Source organism: Nocardia asteroides (assembly GCF_900637185.1).
Taxonomy (GTDB): Bacteria; Actinomycetota; Actinomycetes; order Mycobacteriales; family Mycobacteriaceae; genus Nocardia; species Nocardia asteroides.
In genome coordinates this window covers 3,590,290-3,607,238 of sequence record NZ_LR134352.1, presented here as the reverse complement: position 1 = coordinate 3,607,238, position 16,949 = coordinate 3,590,290, and the positions used below count along the sequence as shown (strand labels likewise).

The following is a 16,949-nucleotide window of genomic DNA, read 5'->3' as shown; positions in this document are numbered from 1 at the left end:
GGGACGGTCGAAACCGGTGCGCACACCTCTCCGCTGAGCGGCGGAGGGCTGCGCTGGGTGGCGACCATCGCAGCCTCAGGCGTCGATGGCAGCCGGTTCGCGGTCGTGCGCGATTTCGATCTTGCGGGGTTTCGCCTTTTCCGCGACCGGGATCGACAGGCGGAGCACGCCGTTGCGGTAGTCGGCGCGGATACGGTCGGTATCGAGGCTCTCACCGAGGAACAATTGACGGCTGAACACTCCGCGCGGGCGTTCCGCGGCGATCATCGACCGGTTCGCGTCCAGGCCCTGCCGTGACGCACGCACCGTCACCACATTGCGTTCGACATCCAGGTCGAGGGAGTCCGGGTCGATTCCCGGCAGGTCGAACTCGACGAAGAACTCGTCGCCGTCGCGCCAGGCGTCCATCGGCATGGCCGCGGGCTGTGCTGCTGTGCCGAACGCCTGCTGGGTCCACCGGTCCAGATCACGGAAGGGATCGGTGCGCATCAACATGGTCGCCACCTCCAACTACTCCATTCTCGAAAGGATCATCAACAGATAACCTCTGTCGACTGACACAGATATTATTTAGCACTCGACCCAGAAGAGTGCAAGTGTCAGCGCTAAATAATCTGAGGGCGGCACATCACCCGCGCTGGACCGCTAGACGCGGCTTCGACCGGTGACCAGTCCCACCAGGAACAACAGGACGACCGCGCCGCCGAGGCAGGTGAAGAAGCTGAACCAGAGGCCGCCGCCCTCGACGTCCACGCCGAACAGTCGCAGCAGGAATCCACCGAGCAGGCCGCCGACGATCCCGACCACGATGTTGAGCAGGATGCCCTGCTGCGCATCGGTCTTCATGATCTTGCTCGCGATCCAGCCGGCCAGTCCGCCGATGATGATCCAACCCAGGATTCCGAGACCAAGCATCATGCTCTCCTATCTATGCCTGCGGTGTGCACCTCGTGTGCGTTCCGCTCGGCGACCGCATACCCCGGCTCCGGAGGCTCAATCACCACCGGACGGGTCCAGGCACCTCGTTCGGAACACTGCCGCTTCGGTTTCCGGGCAGACGGGCGGGGTATGTCCGAGCCGACCATCATCGGCCGAGACATCTCGTCCGTCGCCCGCGCGCACTCTGCGCATCGCCTCAGTGCCCGCTTCGCATGTCTACGTCCGTCATCTGTCGGCGCTCGACGGCGGTGACGCGGTGGTCCGGCTGACCGATCCGCCACCGGCCGACGGCCGAACGGTGCCGGGAGGATGGTGGCCGCCGGTGATGCTCGATCCCACCTGGATCCGCCGCAATCACCACCGTTTCGATGTCTTCCACGTGCATTTCGGTTTCGACACGGTGAGTCCGCGGACCCTCGGCGACATCATCGGTGAACTGCGCAGCCACGACAAGCCCCTGGTCTACACGGTGCACGACCTGCGCAATCCGCACCAGCCGGATCCGGCGGGACATCGCGAGCAGTTGGACGTCCTCATCGATGGCGCCGACGAACTGATCACCCTCACCAGCGGCGCCGCCGCGGAGATCGCGCATCGGTGGGGCCGGCGCTGCCAGGTGCTGGGTCACCCCCACGTGGTCGAGCGGGACCTCGTCACCGCACCGCGACCGCACGACCGGATGTTCACCGTGGGCGTGCACGTCAAGAGTCTGCGCGCCAACATGGACCCCTTCCCCGTCCTCGACGTCCTGGCCGACACCGTCGCGGACCTGCCGGACACCATCGTGCGTCTCGACCTGCACGACGAGCTGTTCGACAAGGGCAACCACTGGTACGACCCGGACACCGGCCGTCGCCTCCTCGACTACCGGCATCGGTCCGGCGTCGAGGTATACGTCCACCCCTACTTCTCCGATGCCGAACTGTGGCAATACCTTTCGTCGCTGTCGGTATCGGTGCTGCCCTACCGGTTCGGCACCCACTCGGGCTGGCTGGAGGCCTGCTACGACCTCGGCACCGGGGTGATCGCCCCCAGCTGCGGGTACTACGGCGAGCAGAAGCCGTGCGAGGTCTTCGAATTCGACGAAACACACTTCGATCCCGGCTCGCTGGCCCGCGCGCTCCGTGCCTGCCGGCACGCAGCGGCCGCCCCGCGGGCACGCTGGTCGGCGCGAGCCGAGGAACGCGCGGGTCTCGCGGCGGCGCATCGGGCGATCTACGAGAAGGCGCTGTCCCGATGAGCGACCGGCGCCGGCTGTCGATCGCGCTGATCGCCTCCAACCGGTATCCGATCAGGCAACCCTTCGCCGGTGGATTGGAGGCGCACGTCTGGCATCTGGCACGCGCGCTGCGCCGCCGAGGCCATCGGGTGACCCTGTTCGCCGCCGACGGCAGCGACCCCGACGCGACCGACGCGAACGTGCGCGTGCAGCCTTTCGACCCGAGCGCGGCCGCGAACGCGGATCCGTCGACGGCGCCGCGTCGATTCCTGGCCGATCATCACGCCTATCTGACCTTGATGACCGACCTCGCCGCGACCGGGCCGGACTCCTTCGACGTGGTGCACAATCACAGCCTGCACTATCTCCCGGTGGCGATGGCGCCCGCGCTCGAGATCCCGATGCTCACCACCCTGCACACGCCGCCGACACCGTGGCTGGAGTCCGCACTCGGTGTCAGCATGGGCGTCGGCAGCGACTTCGTCGCGGTCAGCCGGCACACCGCGACAGCCTGGCAACCGATCGTCCGCGATATCGACGTCATCGCCAACGGGATCGATCTGACCTGCTGGCCCGTCGGCCGCGGCGGCCCCGATCTGGTCTGGTTCGGGCGGCTGACGCCGGAGAAGGGCGCTCACCTGGCGATCGCCGCGGCCCGGCGGGTCGGCCGGCGCCTGCATCTGGCGGGCCCGATCAGCGACCGCCGCTACTTCGAGAACACCGTGGTGCCGTCGCTCGGCGACGACACGCTCTACCACGGTCATCTCGACCAGCCCACCCTCGCCCGGCTCACCGGTTCCTGCGCGGCGGCGCTGGTCACACCGCTGGGGGACGAACCGTACGGGCTGGTGGTCGCGGAGGCACTGGCCTGTGCGACTCCGGTGGCCGGGTTCCGGCGGGGCGGGGTTCCCGAGATCGTCGACACCGAGTCGGGGCGTCTGGCCGCACCGGGCGACCCGGACGCCTTGGCGCAGGCCGTGACCGAGGCGGTCGGGCTCGACCGCGGCGCCGCACGCCGGCGCGCGGTGTCGCACTGCGGCCACGACGCGATGGTCGAGTCCTACCTGCGCCGCTACCGTCATCTGATCGCCGCCGGCATCGCCGCACAACCGGCGAAGGCCGCGACATGATCGGCTACTACATCCACCACCAGGGTTCGGGTCATCTGGCGCGGGCGCAGAGTATCTGCGCGCGGATGGACGCGCCTGTGACCGCGCTGAGTTCGCTGCCGATCGCGCAATCCTCGTTCGACAGTGTGGTGCGGCTGCCGTCCGATGATCTCGCGGCCGAGCCGGTCGACCCTACCGCCTCCGGCATCCTGCACTGGGTTCCGCTGGGCGACAGCGGCTTACGGGAGCGGATGGCCGCGGTGGCGCGGTGGATCGATCGGGAGAATCCCGCGGCCCTCGTCGTCGATGTCTCGGTGGAGATCGCGCTGCTGGCTCGGCTGCACGGCGTTCCGGTCATCGCGATGGTGCTGCCCGGGCAGCGTATCGACACTCCCCACCGACTCGTGCACCGAGTCGCCGATGCGCTGATCGCGGCCTGGCCGCGCGAGGTGTACGACCCGGTGTGGCTGCGCGAGTATCGGGGCAAGACCCACTACGTGGGTGGCATCTCCCGCTTCGCCGACCGCCCTGCGGCACCGCGCCGATCCGAGACGGACCGGCCCACGGTGCTGGTACTCGCCGGTGGCGGCGGCAGCGGCTTCACCTCGGCGGCCGTCGAGGACTGCGCCGACCGGCATCGCCGATACCGTTGGCGTACAGCGGGTGTCACGGACTGGATCGACGATCCGTGGCCGCTGATGTGCGAGGCCGACGTCATCGTTTCCCACGCCGGACAGGGCGCCGTGGCCGATATCGCCGCCGCCGCGAAACCTGCCGTGCTCGTCCCCGCGGCACGACCTTTCGGCGAACAGCACGCCACCGCGACCGCACTGGCCGAGGCCGGCATGGCGGTGATCGCGGAGGATCTTCCCGCCCTCGACGAGTGGCCGGCGCTGCTCGACCGGGCCCGTCACCTCGACCACGATCAGTGGCTGCGCTGGTGCGTCGACGGTGCGACCACACGCGCCGCGGCGGTCATCGCCGATGCCGCAGGGAAGCGCAGGGCGGCATGAGAACTGCCGTCATCACGGTGGCCGCAGGGCGTATCGAGCACCTGCGCAACCAGATTCGGTCCTTGCGCCGCCATCGCACCGACTGCGATCAGGTCGTCGTGTCGATGGGCGATCCGGAAGTAACCGAGCTCGCGCGCCGCAGCCGGGTGCATACCGTGGCTCTCGACGTCTTCGGACCGCTCCCCCTCGCCGCCGCACGAAATCTCGGAGCACGCACCGCTCTCGCCCGGGGTGCCGATCTCCTGGTGTTCCTCGATGTCGACTGCCTTCCCGACGATCGGCTGCTCGACCGCTATCGAGCGGCCGCCGGTGCCGACCCGGACGCCCGGGTCCTGCTGTGTGGACCCGTCACCTACCTGTCTCCCCCGCCACCGGACGGCTACGATCTGCGCGCCCTGCGGCACTACCGCCGTCCACACCCGGCCCGACCGGCACCCGACGATCACGTCCTGCTCGACAGCGCCGACGTAGACCTGTTCTGGTCGCTGTCGTTCGCCGTCACCGCCTCCACGTGGCGAAGTATCGGAGGCTTCTGCACCCGCTATCGCGGCTACGGCGGCGAGGACACAGATTTCGCACGTAAAGCCGCCGCCGTCGGCGCGCACATCCGGTGGGTCGGCGGCGCCGACGCCTACCACCAGTACCACCCCGTATCCGACCCGCCGGTCGAACATCTCGACGACATTCTGGTCAACGCACGCACCTTTCATCGCCGATGGGGCAGCTGGCCGATGCGTGGCTGGCTCGACAGCTTCGCCGAGCAGGGCCTCGTGCACTACGACACCGCCGCGCACGAGTGGCACGACATCCGACCGAAGGCTCAGCCCGAGTTCACCTCCGCCGGCGCCGGCTCGTTACGCAACCGACATTGACCTTCAGCAATTATCTCGCAACCATGAATTATGGCGATCGAAGAGGAAAAACATATCGACGAAGTCGTCGCACGGCTGGGTCGGCGCTACCCCGGTGTCGACGCCATCACCATCAGCACTGTTGTCCACGACGCGTGGACACACTTCGAATCGGCGCGTGTCCGCGAGTTCGTTCCGCTGCTCGTCGAACGCAACGCCAGCCAAGCTCTGGAAGGGACGGCACCCTGACCTGGGACTCCACACCACAGTGTTACCTCGCAGCTATCCGCCGAGTCGCCGCCTGACAGACGGGTGATCGATACCCTGGCCGTCCGGTGTCACGATGAAGACATCCTGGTTCCGGGTGATCCGACTGTCGCTGTTTGCCGCGGAACCGGGTGCGCCGTCGCCTCGGCCTCAATGCCCCGGGGCGCGCGGGCAACTGGAGGCGTGAGGATCACACGGTGGCGTAGTTGTGTAGCGGCAGTGTCGCCGCCCACTGCTTGGCCAGATCCTTGGGCTTGATCTCGGTCGAGGCGTCATGGCGGGCGTGGTCGCCGACCTGTTGGGCGCCGCGCTCGGTCAGCTTCTCGGCGGCGATCTCCCCGCCTCGGTTGAAGGTGTCGCCGTAGACGCTGTCGCCGAGGCCGAAGACCGCGAAGCGCAGCCCGGTGAGATCGGGACGGGTGGCGTCGAGTGCGTCGAAGAACGGTTCGGCGCCGGTGGGCAGGTCACCGTCGCCGTAGGTGGAGCAGACGACGATGTGGAAGTCCGCCACGTCCAGGTCGCCCGGGTCGAAATCGGTCATGTCGTAGACCGAGACCTCATGGCTCGACAGCTCGTCGGCCAGGCAGTCCGCCACCGATTCGGATGTGCCCAGCTCCGATCCGAAGAGGATGACCACACGCACCAGGAGACCTCGCTCTCTCATCAGGTTATGTATGGCTAACCTAACATTCTGGCCCGGATCGTGGCCACCGCCGTCGAACAGCCCGCCCACGACTGCTGTTTCTATCGGGGTGCGGTCGTCTTCGACGCGGTAGGTGGGTGCGCGATCGACGGTGTCGGGCGCGCCGGCCGCGTCGAGTTCGGAGCGCTCGTCGTCGGCCGCGGCGCCGTGGGACTCGCGGATCGTGTCGAGGTGGATGGTGGCGCGGATGAGGTGGATCTTCTCGGCGGCGTCGATGCCGTAGTCGGACTCGCCGGATTTGCTGTCGTGGTTCTGGTGGGCATTGTTGCCGTGGCAGAGGAAGTGACGGGCGCGGTCGACGGATCCCCCGTCACCGTGCTCGGATCCCCCGTCGGTGCGCTCGGGTCGGACGTCGGCGCGTTCGGGACGGACGTCGCCGTGGGTGTGGCCGTGGCCGTGCCTGGATCGGTTGTCCCCGTGGCTGTCGGCGGCAGCGTGACAGTCACCGTCGATGTGGAGGTCGGGGCGCCCCGGCTCGGTATCCGCGCACGCGGGTCCTGGACCGGAAAGCTCACCGTGGCCGAAAAGCTCGCGCTGACCGAGATCTCGATCGAGTTCGGCGGCGCGGCATCCGTTGTCACGGTCGCAGACGTCTCCGGAACGGAGGTTTCGGTCGTGGAATCCGCAGGCGGCGGGGTGGGCTCGGTATCGGTGGGCGTCTCCGCGGACGGTAGGGCCGGTCCCGTATCGGTCGTCTCGACCACTGCCGGTGCGGGCCAAGGATCGGTGGGCATCTGGTCGACCGCGACCTCGGCCGGTGCGGGTGCCTCGATCGGCGGATCCGCAGGCACGTTCAGGTTCGTCGCGCCGAGCCGGCTGGGCACGGCGCCGCAGTCGCAAGTCTGCGCCGTGGGTTCGCCGGAAAGCGTATCCGTGCTGTTCGCGCGAACCGGCGGGACCGAATCCGCCCGTACCATGATCGCCAGCCCGATCGCCGTGGTCACCAGGGCGGCGACCACACCGGCACGCGACAGTGCTTGCGCGCAGCGATCGGCGGTCGACGCCGCAGCCGGTGGATCGCACGGCCGCGGAATCCGGGGGCGAATCCCTCTGCCGGGGTTCGTTGCCGGATCTTCGCTGTTGTCGACAGGGTGCATCGAACATCTGCTTTCTCGCGCGAACTATGTCGACCGTCAGGAACAGCGTCACCCGAATTCACGGTCGCGGATAGGGGTCTACGTCCCGAAGCCGCTGCCGGTGGACTCGTTGCAGTTCACCGGCGCGGGTGAGAAAGTCGGCGATGATTTCGAGTTCCGCTGTGTCGTAATAGCTCAGCAGCATCTTGTAGCTTTCGACGATCATCGGGACGACGAGTTCCTGCACGCGATGGGCCGCGAGTTCGGTGGCCATCACGATCACGCGGCGACGATCCGTGGGATGCAGCGAGCGGGCGATGTAACCCTGCTTCTCCAGTCGGTTGAGCATGATCGTGACACCGGCCGCAGTGAGGCCGAGCCGCTCGGCCAGCAATCCCGGCGTGGTCGACTTCTCGTCCTCGAGCAGGACGATCTCCAGCGCTCGCCGGTCCGTCTCGTTCACTCCGAGCACCCGGATCAGTTCACGGACCAGATCTTCGACACTTCCGTGATAGAACTCCAGCGCTCGTTTGAGCTCGACCGAGATCCGGGCGGGTTCGCTTGTCGTCGGGCACACAGGCTTTCCCCTCGATCACTTCGACACAGACGACCGCTCAGCGGCAGTCACCGCGGCGGTGTGCCCGACGGTCGAACAGCAGGGGTAGCGGGCGGGCCTTCGAAGCGGGCATGGGGGCTCCTGTCACTCGATCGACCAGCAGCCTGGACCGCAGCTGACGAACCTCACGGAACCGGCACCGCTCCGGTTGCCGAAACGGCCGTAGTTGTGCCGGACATGCACTGTACGACACAGCAGGCGGTGCGATACCGCGCATCGAAATATTCGGACGAGCGACTTCAGTTCCCCAAACACAATGCGGGGCAAGCACTATCAGGGAACGCGGGCACCCGGTGCGTCCCGCCGCCCACCGGACCGGGTTGCTCTCACAACCCGGCCGGGGGTCACCCGGCCGACGGCGCGGACTTCCCGCCGTCGACCGCCGACGGACTTAAGTGACGGTGGTGGTGGTCAGGGTCGGGGACGGATTCGGGTAGCACGCGGTCGCGACATTGCCGACGAAGGAAACGTTGGTCGTCATGGTCATGCCGGGATTCGTGTAACTGGTCCCCGCGTACTTACTGGTGATCGACGTTCCGGCGGCGCCCGCGGTGACATTGAGGGTCACCGCAGGTGGCGTGAAACTGGTGCCGCCGGCGATCGGACCCGGCACGGTGAGAACGGCATTGCCGCCCGAGACGGCCACGGTGCCGGCAACCGTACCGCCGGACGCGGTGGCCGAGACCAACGTCGAATTCGCGGGCGTCGGAATGGTCATCTTCAGGTTGCTGATGTTGTTCACCGTGAACCCGGAAGCCGAACTGGGCACCGAGGAAGCACCCGGCGTAATGGTGATGGCCACCGCCGAACCCGATGCCGCCGAGGCGGGCGCGGTGCCGGTGACGGTGGTGTTCATACTCGAGGTCTGACCGATACCGAGCACTGTGCCCCGGCAGCTCCAGTTCACACTGACGGGTGCGGCATTTACCGGTGCGGCCAGACAAAATACGGTAGCGACTGCCACCGGAGCCAGAAAGCTGGCGCGAAAGAGGGAAGAGGTCGAGCTCATGGCGATCTCCAGAATTATCGAGCAGCGGTGTGACGGATTGTCGGACCGCAATATTGGTGTTCAAGAAATATAGCGTCTCCACATCTATCCGTGGCCGGAAATCGATAATTCCATCGGGACGGAATATCGCTTTTCACTATTAATTATCTACTGCGAATAGTTAATTCCGGAAAGGTTTCCGTCGCCGGCGGACGGCCGGAACACGTCGGTGGCACGTTCTACGATCCCGGCACACCCAGCCAGTGGCCGACGCCGCTCGAGTGCAGCCGCCGACCGATACCCGAAGGACACAGCACCCGTGGCGATCTTCAACGCCTTCAACAACGACGAGTCCCGGTTCACCCGGCTTCTCGACACCATCGCCCACCTGATGCTGTACGGGCTCGCAGCCATCGCGGCAGCACGTGTCGCCACCTACTTCGGATACACCGGCACGCTGATCGAGCTCACGATCCTGCTCGGAAACCTCGTGCTGTTCATCGGATTCATGCACAACGACTTCCGGCGGTTGTGCGTGCAGTGCATGCGGGAAGTGCCCGCCGATGCCGGCGTGCGGGCCGAGCGCAGCCAGGGGCTGCTGTGGCTGCGGCATTCGGTGTCCACCGCGCCCCGGATGCTGCTGGTGCTGGTGGCGCTCAGTGTGCCGGTGTATCTCGTCCACGTCGCCGGTTGGCCGCGGGTGGTGTCGTTGCCGGTCGACGCGCTCTGGGCGACGTTCATGTACTCGATCTGGTTGCACCACCGGCTGCGCCCGTGGTGCCCCTACTGCCGGGACTGGGACGAGGAGGGGGAACGCGAGCCTTCGCCCGATCCGGTGACGAAGGCCGCGTTGTGACCCGGCCGGCTCAGCCCGCGGATACCTCGCTGCGGTCACCGCTCCACAGCGTGTGGTACTTGCCGTCGGCGTCGATGCGCTCGTAGGTGTGCGCACCGAAGAAGTCGCGCTGGCCCTGGGTCAGGGCGGCGGGCAGGCGCTCGGCGCGCAGGGCGTCGTAGTAGGACAGCGAGGACGCGAACGCGGGCACCGGGATTCCGAGCAGGGTGGCGGTGGACACCACGCGCCGCCAGCTGTCGATCGCCGTCTCGATCGCCTCCCGGAAGTACGGGGCGAGGATCAGGCTCGGCAGGGCCGGGTCCTGCTCGTAGGCTTCCTTGATCCGGTTCAGGAACCGGGCCCGGATGATGCAGCCGCCGCGCCAGATCGTCGCCAGGTCACCGGGGTGCAGGTCCCAGCCGTACTCGGCGCTGCCCGCGGCGATCTGGTCGAAACCCTGCGCGTAGGCGACGACCTTGGAGGCGTAGAGCGCCTGCCGGATGTCCTCGGTGAACTGCTCGACGTCGGTGGGCTTGTCGGCGAGGACGCCCGACGCCAGGCCCACCGCGGCCTTGCGCTGGGCACGGGAGCCGGACAGCGCCCTGGCGAAGACCGCCTCCGCGATTCCGGTCACCGGCACGCCGAGATCGAGCGCGGACTTGACCGTCCAGCGACCGGTGCCCTTCTGCTCGGCGGCGTCGACGATGACGTCGACCAGGGGCTTGCCGGTCTTGGCGTCGACCTGCGCGAGGACCTCCGCGGTGATCTCGACCAGGTAGCTCTCCAGGTCCCCGGAGTTCCACTGGGTGAACACCTCCGCGATCTGCCCGGCGTCGAAACCGAGTGCGTCACGGAACAGGTGATAGGCCTCGCCGATCAGCTGCATGTCGGCGTATTCGATGCCGTTGTGCACCATCTTGACGAAGTGCCCGGAACCGTCGGGGCCGATGTGGGTGCAGCACGGTGTGCCGTCGACCTGCGCCGCGATCGACTCCAGCAGCGGGCCGAGCGACTCGTAGGACTCCTTCGGTCCGCCCGGCATGATCGCGGGACCGTTGAGCGCCCCCTCCTCACCGCCGGAGATGCCGGCGCCCACGAAGTTCAGCCCGCGCTCGCGCAGGGCGGCCTCGCGACGGATGGTGTCGGTGTAGAGGGCGTTGCCGCCGTCGATGATGATGTCGCCCGGCTCCATGGCGGCGGCCAGTTCCTCGATGACGGTGTCGGTCGCGTCGCCCGCCTTGACCATGATCAGCACCCGGCGCGGCTTCTCCAGCGCGGCGACGAATTCCTCGACGGTCTCGGTGCGGACGAAATCGCCGTCACCGCCGTGCTCGGCGAGCAACGCGTCGGTCTTGGCCACGGAGCGGTTGTGCAGAGCGACGGTGTAGCCGTGCTTGGCGAAGTTGCGGGCGATGTTGCTGCCCATCACGGCCAGGCCGGTGACACCGATCTGCGCACGCGCGGTAGAGGTCGACATTGATCAGCTCTCTTCGTTCGGCGGGTCCGACGGGTGCGGAGGACAGCGTCCCCGGCAGCCAAGCTACCGGGTGCCGATCCGCGGCCGTACACGTACCACCGTCACCGGGCCCGCACGCGGAACCGGGCATCGCCCGCGTGTCGGTGGTCGCTGCTAGGGTCGGTCGAGTTCCGACACGGGGTGTCTCGCGACCGCGAGGCTGAGAACAGACCCGCTGAACCTGTTCAGGTAATGCTGACGAAGGGATGTCACGGTGTTGCGCGCCCACACCACGAATACCGGCTTGTTCACCGATCACCTCTGGGACCGGACCAAGGTCCTGCGGAGTGCGATCGACGACCTGGAATTCCTGCGCCACCTCGGCGCGGGCACGTTGCCGCTCGAGGTGTTCCGCACCTACATCGAGCAGGATTCGCTGTATCTCGCGGGGTACTCGAAGGCGCTGGCGATCCTCGCCGCCAAGTCGCCGGACCCGCAGACCGCGGCGTTCTGGGCGACGTCGTCGGCGAATGCCGCCGCGGTCGAGTCCGCGATGCACGATCAGCTGCTCACCGGCGGCGTGCTGCCCCCGCGGCAGGGTGAGCCGGAGCCTTCGCAGACCTGCCTGGCCTACGTGTCCTACCTGATCGCCGCGGCCGCCACCGAGTCCTACGCCGTCGCCGCGGCGGCCGCGCTGCCGTGCTTCTGGGTCTACGCCGAGGTGGGCCGCGACCTGGCCGCGAGCGCCGCGCAGGTGATCGCCGCCGATCCAACGCATCCGTACGCCCAGTGGGTCACCACGTACGGCGCCGCGGAGTTCCAGCAGTCCGCGGCCGCCGCTCGGGCGCTGGTCGACGCCGCCGCCGAGTCGGCCGGCGAGCGGGAGCGGGCCGCGATGGAGAAGGCGTTCACGGTCGCCGTGCGCTACGAGTTGCTGTTCTGGGACACCGCCCTGCATCCGCAGCCCTGGCCCGCCGCATGAACGGGCGTCTGCGCCGCGCGCTCGCGGTCCTGGCGACCACCGTCGCGACCCTGTCGCTGCTCACCGCGTGCGGTTCCGGCGGCGGCTCCGGTGACACCATCCGGTTCGCGCTGGACTGGACACCGAACACCAACCACGTCGGGCTCTATGTCGCCGCGCAGCGCGGGTACTTCGCCGACGCCGGTCTGGATGTGCAGATCCTGCCGTACAACAACACCTCCGTCGACACCGTGATCGACGCCGGGAACGCGGAATTCGGGATCAGTACCCACAATTCGTCGACGTTCGCCCAGGCCTCGGGCGCCCAGGTGACGTCGGTGCTCGCCCCGCTGCAGCACTGGGCGACGGGTATCGGCGTGCGCGCTGATCGCGCCGACCTCGCGAGCCCGAAGGATCTCGACGGTAAGACCTACGCCGGATTCGGCGATCCGGGTGAGAAGGAAGCACTCCAGCAGGTCATCCGCAACGACGGTGGCACCGGCGATTTCACCTCCGTGGTGCTGGGTTCGTCGGCATACGAGGCGGTCTACTCGGGCAAGGCCGACTTCACCGTCTCGTACCTGGCGTGGGAAGGGATCGAGGCCGAGCACCACGGCACCCCGATGCGCTACTTCCGGTACACCGATTTCGGTTTCCCGGACGCCTACGCGATCGTGGTCGACGCCAACAAGGGCTGGCTGGCCCAGAATCCGGATCGCGCCGCGAAATTCGTGCGAGCGCTGCAGCGCGGCTACCAGTTCGCCGCGGACAATCCGGACGCGGCGGCGCAGGATCTCATCGATGCCAATCCGGGCGCGTTCAACGACACCGCGCTGGTGTTCGAGAGTCAGCGCATGCTGGCCGCGCAGTTCATGAAGAACGCCGCGGGCAAGGTGGGTCCCCAGACCGTGCAGCAGTGGTCGGCCAATTCCGGCTTCCTGTACCGGGGCGGCCTGCTGACCGGTCCCGACGGCAAGCCGCTGACCACCGAGCCCGACTGGTCGACCTATTTCACCGATGAGTACCTCGACACCCCGTGAGCCGTCCGTAGCCGCGCCGCCGCGGGCCCCCGCGAGTGGCGGCGCGGCGGGCCGCTGGGCCGGGATCCGGTGGGCGGTGCCGTCGTTCGTCACGGTGGCGGTACTCGTCGTGATCTGGCAGGTCTACGTCACGAGCAGTGGTGTACGTCCGCAGGTGCTGCCGTCGCCGCTGCGGGTGGTCCAGCAGGGCTGGGCACACCGGGCCGAGATCGGCACCCATGCGACGGCCACCCTGCAGGTGACGCTGGTGGGGTTCGCGGTGTCGCTGGTCCTGGCGTGGACGCTGGCGGTGATCGTGGACTTCTCGCCGTGGCTGCGGCGGGCGCTGGTGCCGCTGTTCGTCGCGTCGCAGACCGTGCCGATCGTGGCGATCGCGCCGTTGATGATCATCTGGTTCGGATTCGGTCTGCTGCCGAAGGTGCTGGTGGTCGCGCTGGTCACCTTCTTCCCCATGGCGGTCGGGCTGATCGAGGGATTCGCCGCCGCCGACCGGGACGCGGGCGCGCTGCTGCGCAGCATGGGTGCCTCCCGGCTCCAGGAGTTCCGGTATGTACGTCTGCCGTCCGCGCTGCCGCGGTTCTTCACGGCGCTGCGGATCGGCATCACCTACGCGGTCGTCGGGGCGGTGTTCGCCGAATATGTCGGCGCGAGCGTCGGTCTCGGGATCTATATGAGCCTGCAGAAGAACTCGTTCCGCACCGATCTGGTCCTGGCGGCGGTGCTGGTCACGGCGCTGCTGAGCATCACGCTCTACCTGTCGACGTTCGCGATCGAACGCCTCGTCGCACCGTGGGCACGCGCGGAGAACAGGAGCCGACGTGACTGACGCCGCCGACGACCGCATCGTCGTCGACCAGCTCACCAAATCGTTCCCCCAGCCGGGCCGGGGCACCCCGGACCTCGAGGTACTGGGCGGGGTCTCGTTCACCGTCCGGTCGGGCGAGTTCGTCACGGTCATCGGCCCGAGCGGGTGCGGCAAGAGCACCGTGTTCAACATGCTGGCCGGCCTCGAATCCCCCGACTCCGGCAGCGTCGGTTTCCGCGCGGCCGACGGCGAGGACACCGCATCGCACTGCGCCTACATGCCGCAGAAGGACCTGCTCTTCCCCTGGCGAACGGTCCTCGACAACACCATCCTCGGCCTGCGGGTCCAGGGTGTGGCGAAGGCGGAGGCCCGGCGCCGGGCCCGCGCCCTGTTCCCCGTCTTCGGTCTGTCCGGCTTCGAGGATGCCCGCCCGTTCCAGCTGTCGGGCGGCATGCGGCAGCGCGCGGCACTGCTGCGGACCGTTGTCCAGGAGCGCGAACTGCTGCTCCTCGACGAGCCCTTCGGCGCACTCGACTCGCTGACCCGCACCGAGATGCAGTCCTGGCTGCAGGAGGTGTGGCAGCGGTATCGCTGGATGGTCCTGATGATCACCCACGACGTCCGGGAAGCGGTGTACCTGTCGGACCGGGTGATCGTCCTGTCGGCGCGCCCGGCCACCGTGCGCTACGAACTGCGCGTCGACCTGCCACGACCGCGCGGGTTGTCGATGATCACCTCGCCCGAGTTCGCCGCGCTGGAGGAGAAACTCCTCACGGTCCTGCACGAGGAATCGCGCCGGGCGCTCGCCGAGCAGCGGTAGCGCGCCGTTTCTACTCCTTCGCACCGCCGCGAACGACCCTTCGCCTCGCCGTGCGCGGATCTCTGGCCGCCCGCAAGCAGTGCGTCGACCATGGATGCGGAGATTCGTATGTCGCCACCCATCGACCCGAGGACGCCGCCATGACCGTCACCGACGAATATCTCGGCAACAACGCCGCGTACGCCGCGCAGTTCAGCGGCCCGCTGCCGCTGCCGCCCAGCAAGCACGTCGCCGTGGTGGCGTGCATGGACGCCCGTCTCGACGTCTACCGCATCCTGGGCTTGCAGGACGGTGAAGCGCACGTCATCCGGAACGCGGGTGGCGTGGTCACCGACGACGAGATCCGCTCGCTGGCCATCAGTCAGCGGCTGCTCGGCACCACCGAGATCATCCTGATCCACCACACCGACTGCGGCATGCTCACCTTCACCGACGACGACTTCAAACGCGGCATCCAGGACGAGATCGGCATCAAGCCGACCTGGTCCGCCGAAGCGTTCGGCGATCTCGACGAGGACGTCCGCAACTCGCTGCGCCGCATCGAGCGCAGCCCGTTCATCACCCGCACCACCTCCCTGCGCGGATTCGTCTTCGACGTCGCGACCGGGAAACTGAACGAAGTCCTGGACTGAGGGCCCAGCGGACATCGCCGTTCTCGAAGACGGTGAGATCGGTACCGCCCTCGGCGGTGACGTCGCCGCCGATCTTCGGACCGGGCAGGCCGTCGATGGCGACGCGGCCGTTGTCGACGCACTGGGTGGGCACGCGTAGTCGGCTACCCCAGGGACTCGCGCGCTGCCGCGGAATCGGGCACTGCCCGGTCCGAATGAGCAGCGAAACGGTCTGGTGACCGAGCAATCATCTGCCCGAACCTCACACCATCATCGAGATCACAGGAGGTTCGTGATGGTTCGCCGAGGTGAGCACGCCGTGGTGCTGGGCGCGAGTATGGCGGGGCTGCTCGCCGCCAGGGTTCTGTCGGATTCGTATGACCGGGTGACGGTGGTGGAGCGGGATCGGCTCGACGACGGTCACAGTCCGCGGCGCGGGGTGCCGCAGGGCAAGCATGTGCACGCGCTGCTGCCCAGCGGTTCCGAGGCGTTGGAGAGCTTGTTCCCCGGTCTGCTCGACGAACTGGTCGGCGCGGGGGCCAAGGCCATCGACGACTACACCGGGTTCTACTTCTCCGTCGCGGGCAACCGTCTCTCGGCTGCCGTGCAGCCGCAGGTGACGACGTATCTGCCGACCAGGCTGCGATTGGAAGCGCGAGTGCGCGAACGGGTCCGGGCGCTGCCCTCGGTGCACTTCGCGGACGGCCGCGATGCCGTGGGCCTGATTCCGGCGGAGGCCGAAGATCGGGTCACCGGTGTCCGGATCATCGCGCGCACGCTCGGCAGCGCGGCGGAAGCGCTCACGGCCGACCTCGTCGTGGACGCGATGGGCCGCGGCACCCGCACACCGGCCTGGCTGACCGAACTCGGCTACAAAACACCGCCCGAGGAGACGGTGTCGGTCCATATCGGCTATTCGAGCCTGTCGCTGCGCTTGGCGCCCGGCACGGAACCGGAGAACCTGGTGTTGATCGGGCCTGCCCCGGACCGGCCGATCGGGATGGCGTTGTTCGCCACCGAGGACGACAGCTGGCTGTTCACCGCCACCGGCTACCGCGATCATCACCCCGGCACGACTTTCGACGACCTGGTCGACTTCGTCGCACCGTTCGCGCCGCCCCATGTGCTCGACGCGCTGCGCCGCGCGGAGCCGCAGTCGACGGTGGTGACCTACCGGTACGACGCCAATCGACGGCGACGCTACGACCTGGCCGACCGCTTCCCCCGTGGGCTGATCGCGCTGGGCGACGCGATGTGTGGTTTCAACCCCATCTACGCGCAGGGCATGTCGATCGCCGCGTTGCAGGCCGTGGCGCTGCGCGAGTGTCTGCGCACCGCAGGCGACGACCTGGAGCGCCGCTTCTTCCGTTCCGCCGCGGTTCCGGTGGGTGTCGCGTGGGAGCTGGCCGTGGGTGCTGATCTGACCCAGCCGCTGGTGCCGGGGCGGCGGACGGCCCGGATCCGGCTGGTCAACGGCTATGTCCGCCGATTGCTCGAAGTCGGCAGGCACGATCCGATCGTGGCGGCGCGGTTCCTGCGGGTGTCGGCGTTGCTCGATCACCCGGGGCGGCTGCTGACGCCGACTACTATCGCGCGGGTGATGATCGGCATGCGCCGAGCACCGGGGATCGGTGCCTGAT

Annotated in this window: 18 protein-coding genes and 1 riboswitch; of the genes, 12 read left to right on the top strand and 6 right to left on the bottom strand. The window is 68.0% G+C overall.

Annotated elements, in window-relative coordinates; genetic code table 11:
• Positions 1-75: 75 nt before the first annotated feature.
• Both EL493_RS17020 and EL493_RS17015 read right to left on the bottom strand, forming a co-directional pair.
• On the bottom strand, positions 76-495 hold the full coding sequence (locus tag EL493_RS17020) for an Hsp20/alpha crystallin family protein (RefSeq protein ID WP_022565664.1): 420 nt from the start codon (positions 493-495) through the stop codon (positions 76-78).
• A 150-nt stretch (positions 496-645) separates the two neighbouring features.
• Positions 646-915 carry a GlsB/YeaQ/YmgE family stress response membrane protein gene (locus EL493_RS17015; protein WP_022565665.1) on the bottom strand — a complete coding sequence of 90 codons (270 nt, stop codon included), beginning with the start codon at positions 913-915 and terminating at the stop codon, positions 646-648.
• 223 nt (positions 916-1,138) lie between these two features.
• Here EL493_RS17015 and EL493_RS17010 point away from each other — a divergent pair, with 223 nt between their 5' ends.
• The 5 genes from EL493_RS17010 to EL493_RS16990 are packed head-to-tail and all read left to right on the top strand — an operon-like array spanning position 1,139 to position 5,380.
• Positions 1,139-2,179 (top strand): glycosyltransferase family protein, encoded by a 1,041-nt coding sequence (locus tag EL493_RS17010; RefSeq protein WP_019050590.1) that lies wholly within the window; start codon positions 1,139-1,141, stop codon positions 2,177-2,179.
• Positions 2,176-3,288: a glycosyltransferase gene (locus EL493_RS17005; RefSeq protein WP_019050589.1), complete on the top strand. Its 1,113-nt coding sequence runs from the start codon at positions 2,176-2,178 to the stop codon at positions 3,286-3,288. Before EL493_RS17010 ends, EL493_RS17005 begins: the two co-directional genes overlap by 4 nt.
• Complete coding sequence (locus EL493_RS17000) at positions 3,285-4,280, top strand: glycosyltransferase (protein WP_019050588.1); 996 nt, start codon at positions 3,285-3,287, stop codon at positions 4,278-4,280. Before EL493_RS17005 ends, EL493_RS17000 begins: the two co-directional genes overlap by 4 nt.
• Positions 4,277-5,152 carry a glycosyltransferase family 2 protein gene (locus EL493_RS16995; protein ID WP_019050587.1) on the top strand — a complete coding sequence of 292 codons (876 nt, stop codon included), beginning with the start codon at positions 4,277-4,279 and terminating at the stop codon, positions 5,150-5,152. Before EL493_RS17000 ends, EL493_RS16995 begins: the two co-directional genes overlap by 4 nt.
• Before the next feature lie 30 nt (positions 5,153-5,182).
• Entirely contained in the window at positions 5,183-5,380 is a 198-nt protein-coding gene (locus EL493_RS16990; RefSeq protein WP_019050586.1) for a three-helix bundle dimerization domain-containing protein, read from the top strand.
• 208 nt (positions 5,381-5,588) lie between these two features.
• Here EL493_RS16990 and EL493_RS16985 read toward each other — a convergent pair whose 3' ends face one another.
• From EL493_RS16985 to EL493_RS33150, 3 genes are all read right to left on the bottom strand, one after another.
• Entirely contained in the window at positions 5,589-6,041 is a 453-nt protein-coding gene (locus tag EL493_RS16985) for a flavodoxin domain-containing protein (protein WP_030203032.1), read from the bottom strand.
• 1,215 nt (positions 6,042-7,256) lie between these two features.
• Positions 7,257-7,640 (bottom strand): MarR family winged helix-turn-helix transcriptional regulator, encoded by a 384-nt coding sequence (locus EL493_RS16980; protein WP_232017330.1) that lies wholly within the window; start codon positions 7,638-7,640, stop codon positions 7,257-7,259.
• 544 nt (positions 7,641-8,184) lie between these two features.
• Positions 8,185-8,802 (bottom strand): hypothetical protein, encoded by a 618-nt coding sequence (locus EL493_RS33150; RefSeq protein ID WP_022565666.1) that lies wholly within the window; start codon positions 8,800-8,802, stop codon positions 8,185-8,187.
• A gap of 298 nt (positions 8,803-9,100) precedes the next feature.
• On the opposite strand from EL493_RS33150, the gene EL493_RS16970 reads away from it, so the two are divergent.
• The gene (locus EL493_RS16970; RefSeq protein ID WP_019050581.1) at positions 9,101-9,637 is read left to right on the top strand and encodes a hypothetical protein; all 537 of its coding nucleotides are present in this window, start codon (positions 9,101-9,103) and stop codon (positions 9,635-9,637) included.
• A 10-nt stretch (positions 9,638-9,647) separates the two neighbouring features.
• Here the strand turns inward: EL493_RS16970 and gndA are convergent, their stop codons facing one another.
• The gene (gene gndA, locus EL493_RS16965; protein WP_019050580.1) at positions 9,648-11,093 is read right to left on the bottom strand and encodes an NADP-dependent phosphogluconate dehydrogenase; all 1,446 of its coding nucleotides are present in this window, start codon (positions 11,091-11,093) and stop codon (positions 9,648-9,650) included.
• Positions 11,094-11,259: 166 nt separating this feature from the next.
• Positions 11,260-11,356, top strand: a riboswitch (TPP riboswitch).
• On the opposite strand from gndA, the gene EL493_RS16960 reads away from it, so the two are divergent.
• The 6 genes from EL493_RS16960 (at position 11,347) to EL493_RS16935 (ending at position 16,948) form a co-directional block, all read left to right on the top strand.
• Positions 11,347-12,054, top strand: coding sequence for a TenA family protein (locus EL493_RS16960; protein ID WP_019050579.1), 708 nt, complete (start codon positions 11,347-11,349; stop codon positions 12,052-12,054). It overlaps the preceding riboswitch by 10 nt.
• Positions 12,051-13,073, top strand: coding sequence for an ABC transporter substrate-binding protein (locus tag EL493_RS16955; protein ID WP_019050578.1), 1,023 nt, complete (start codon positions 12,051-12,053; stop codon positions 13,071-13,073). The genes EL493_RS16960 and EL493_RS16955 overlap by 4 nt, the downstream gene beginning before the upstream one ends.
• Entirely contained in the window at positions 13,051-13,899 is an 849-nt protein-coding gene (locus EL493_RS16950) for an ABC transporter permease (RefSeq protein WP_030203035.1), read from the top strand. Before EL493_RS16955 ends, EL493_RS16950 begins: the two co-directional genes overlap by 23 nt.
• A complete protein-coding gene (locus EL493_RS16945; protein WP_019050576.1) occupies positions 13,892-14,698 on the top strand; it encodes an ABC transporter ATP-binding protein in 807 nt (268 codons plus the stop codon). Before EL493_RS16950 ends, EL493_RS16945 begins: the two co-directional genes overlap by 8 nt.
• Positions 14,699-14,838: 140 nt before the next feature.
• On the top strand, positions 14,839-15,330 hold the full coding sequence (locus EL493_RS16940) for a beta-class carbonic anhydrase (protein WP_019050575.1): 492 nt from the start codon (positions 14,839-14,841) through the stop codon (positions 15,328-15,330).
• A 274-nt stretch (positions 15,331-15,604) separates the two neighbouring features.
• On the top strand, positions 15,605-16,948 hold the full coding sequence (locus EL493_RS16935) for an FAD-dependent oxidoreductase (protein WP_019050574.1): 1,344 nt from the start codon (positions 15,605-15,607) through the stop codon (positions 16,946-16,948).
• The last annotated feature ends 1 nt before the right edge of the window (position 16,949 follow it).

Coding starts and splice junctions, on each gene's coding strand:
- EL493_RS17020 (WP_022565664.1), bottom strand. CDS start 495: ATGTTGATGCGCACCGATCCCTTCCGTGATCTGGACCGGTGGACCCAG.
- EL493_RS17015 (WP_022565665.1), bottom strand. CDS start 915: ATGCTTGGTCTCGGAATCCTGGGTTGGATCATCATCGGCGGACTGGCC.
- EL493_RS17005 (WP_019050589.1), top strand. CDS start 2,176: ATGAGCGACCGGCGCCGGCTGTCGATCGCGCTGATCGCCTCCAACCGG.
- EL493_RS17000 (WP_019050588.1), top strand. CDS start 3,285: ATGATCGGCTACTACATCCACCACCAGGGTTCGGGTCATCTGGCGCGG.
- EL493_RS16995 (WP_019050587.1), top strand. CDS start 4,277: ATGAGAACTGCCGTCATCACGGTGGCCGCAGGGCGTATCGAGCACCTG.
- EL493_RS16990 (WP_019050586.1), top strand. CDS start 5,183: ATGGCGATCGAAGAGGAAAAACATATCGACGAAGTCGTCGCACGGCTG.
- EL493_RS33150 (WP_022565666.1), bottom strand. CDS start 8,802: ATGAGCTCGACCTCTTCCCTCTTTCGCGCCAGCTTTCTGGCTCCGGTG.
- gndA (WP_019050580.1), bottom strand. CDS start 11,093: ATGTCGACCTCTACCGCGCGTGCGCAGATCGGTGTCACCGGCCTGGCC.
- EL493_RS16955 (WP_019050578.1), top strand. CDS start 12,051: ATGAACGGGCGTCTGCGCCGCGCGCTCGCGGTCCTGGCGACCACCGTC.
- EL493_RS16950 (WP_030203035.1), top strand. CDS start 13,051: ATGAGTACCTCGACACCCCGTGAGCCGTCCGTAGCCGCGCCGCCGCGG.
- EL493_RS16940 (WP_019050575.1), top strand. CDS start 14,839: ATGACCGTCACCGACGAATATCTCGGCAACAACGCCGCGTACGCCGCG.
- EL493_RS16935 (WP_019050574.1), top strand. CDS start 15,605: ATGGTTCGCCGAGGTGAGCACGCCGTGGTGCTGGGCGCGAGTATGGCG.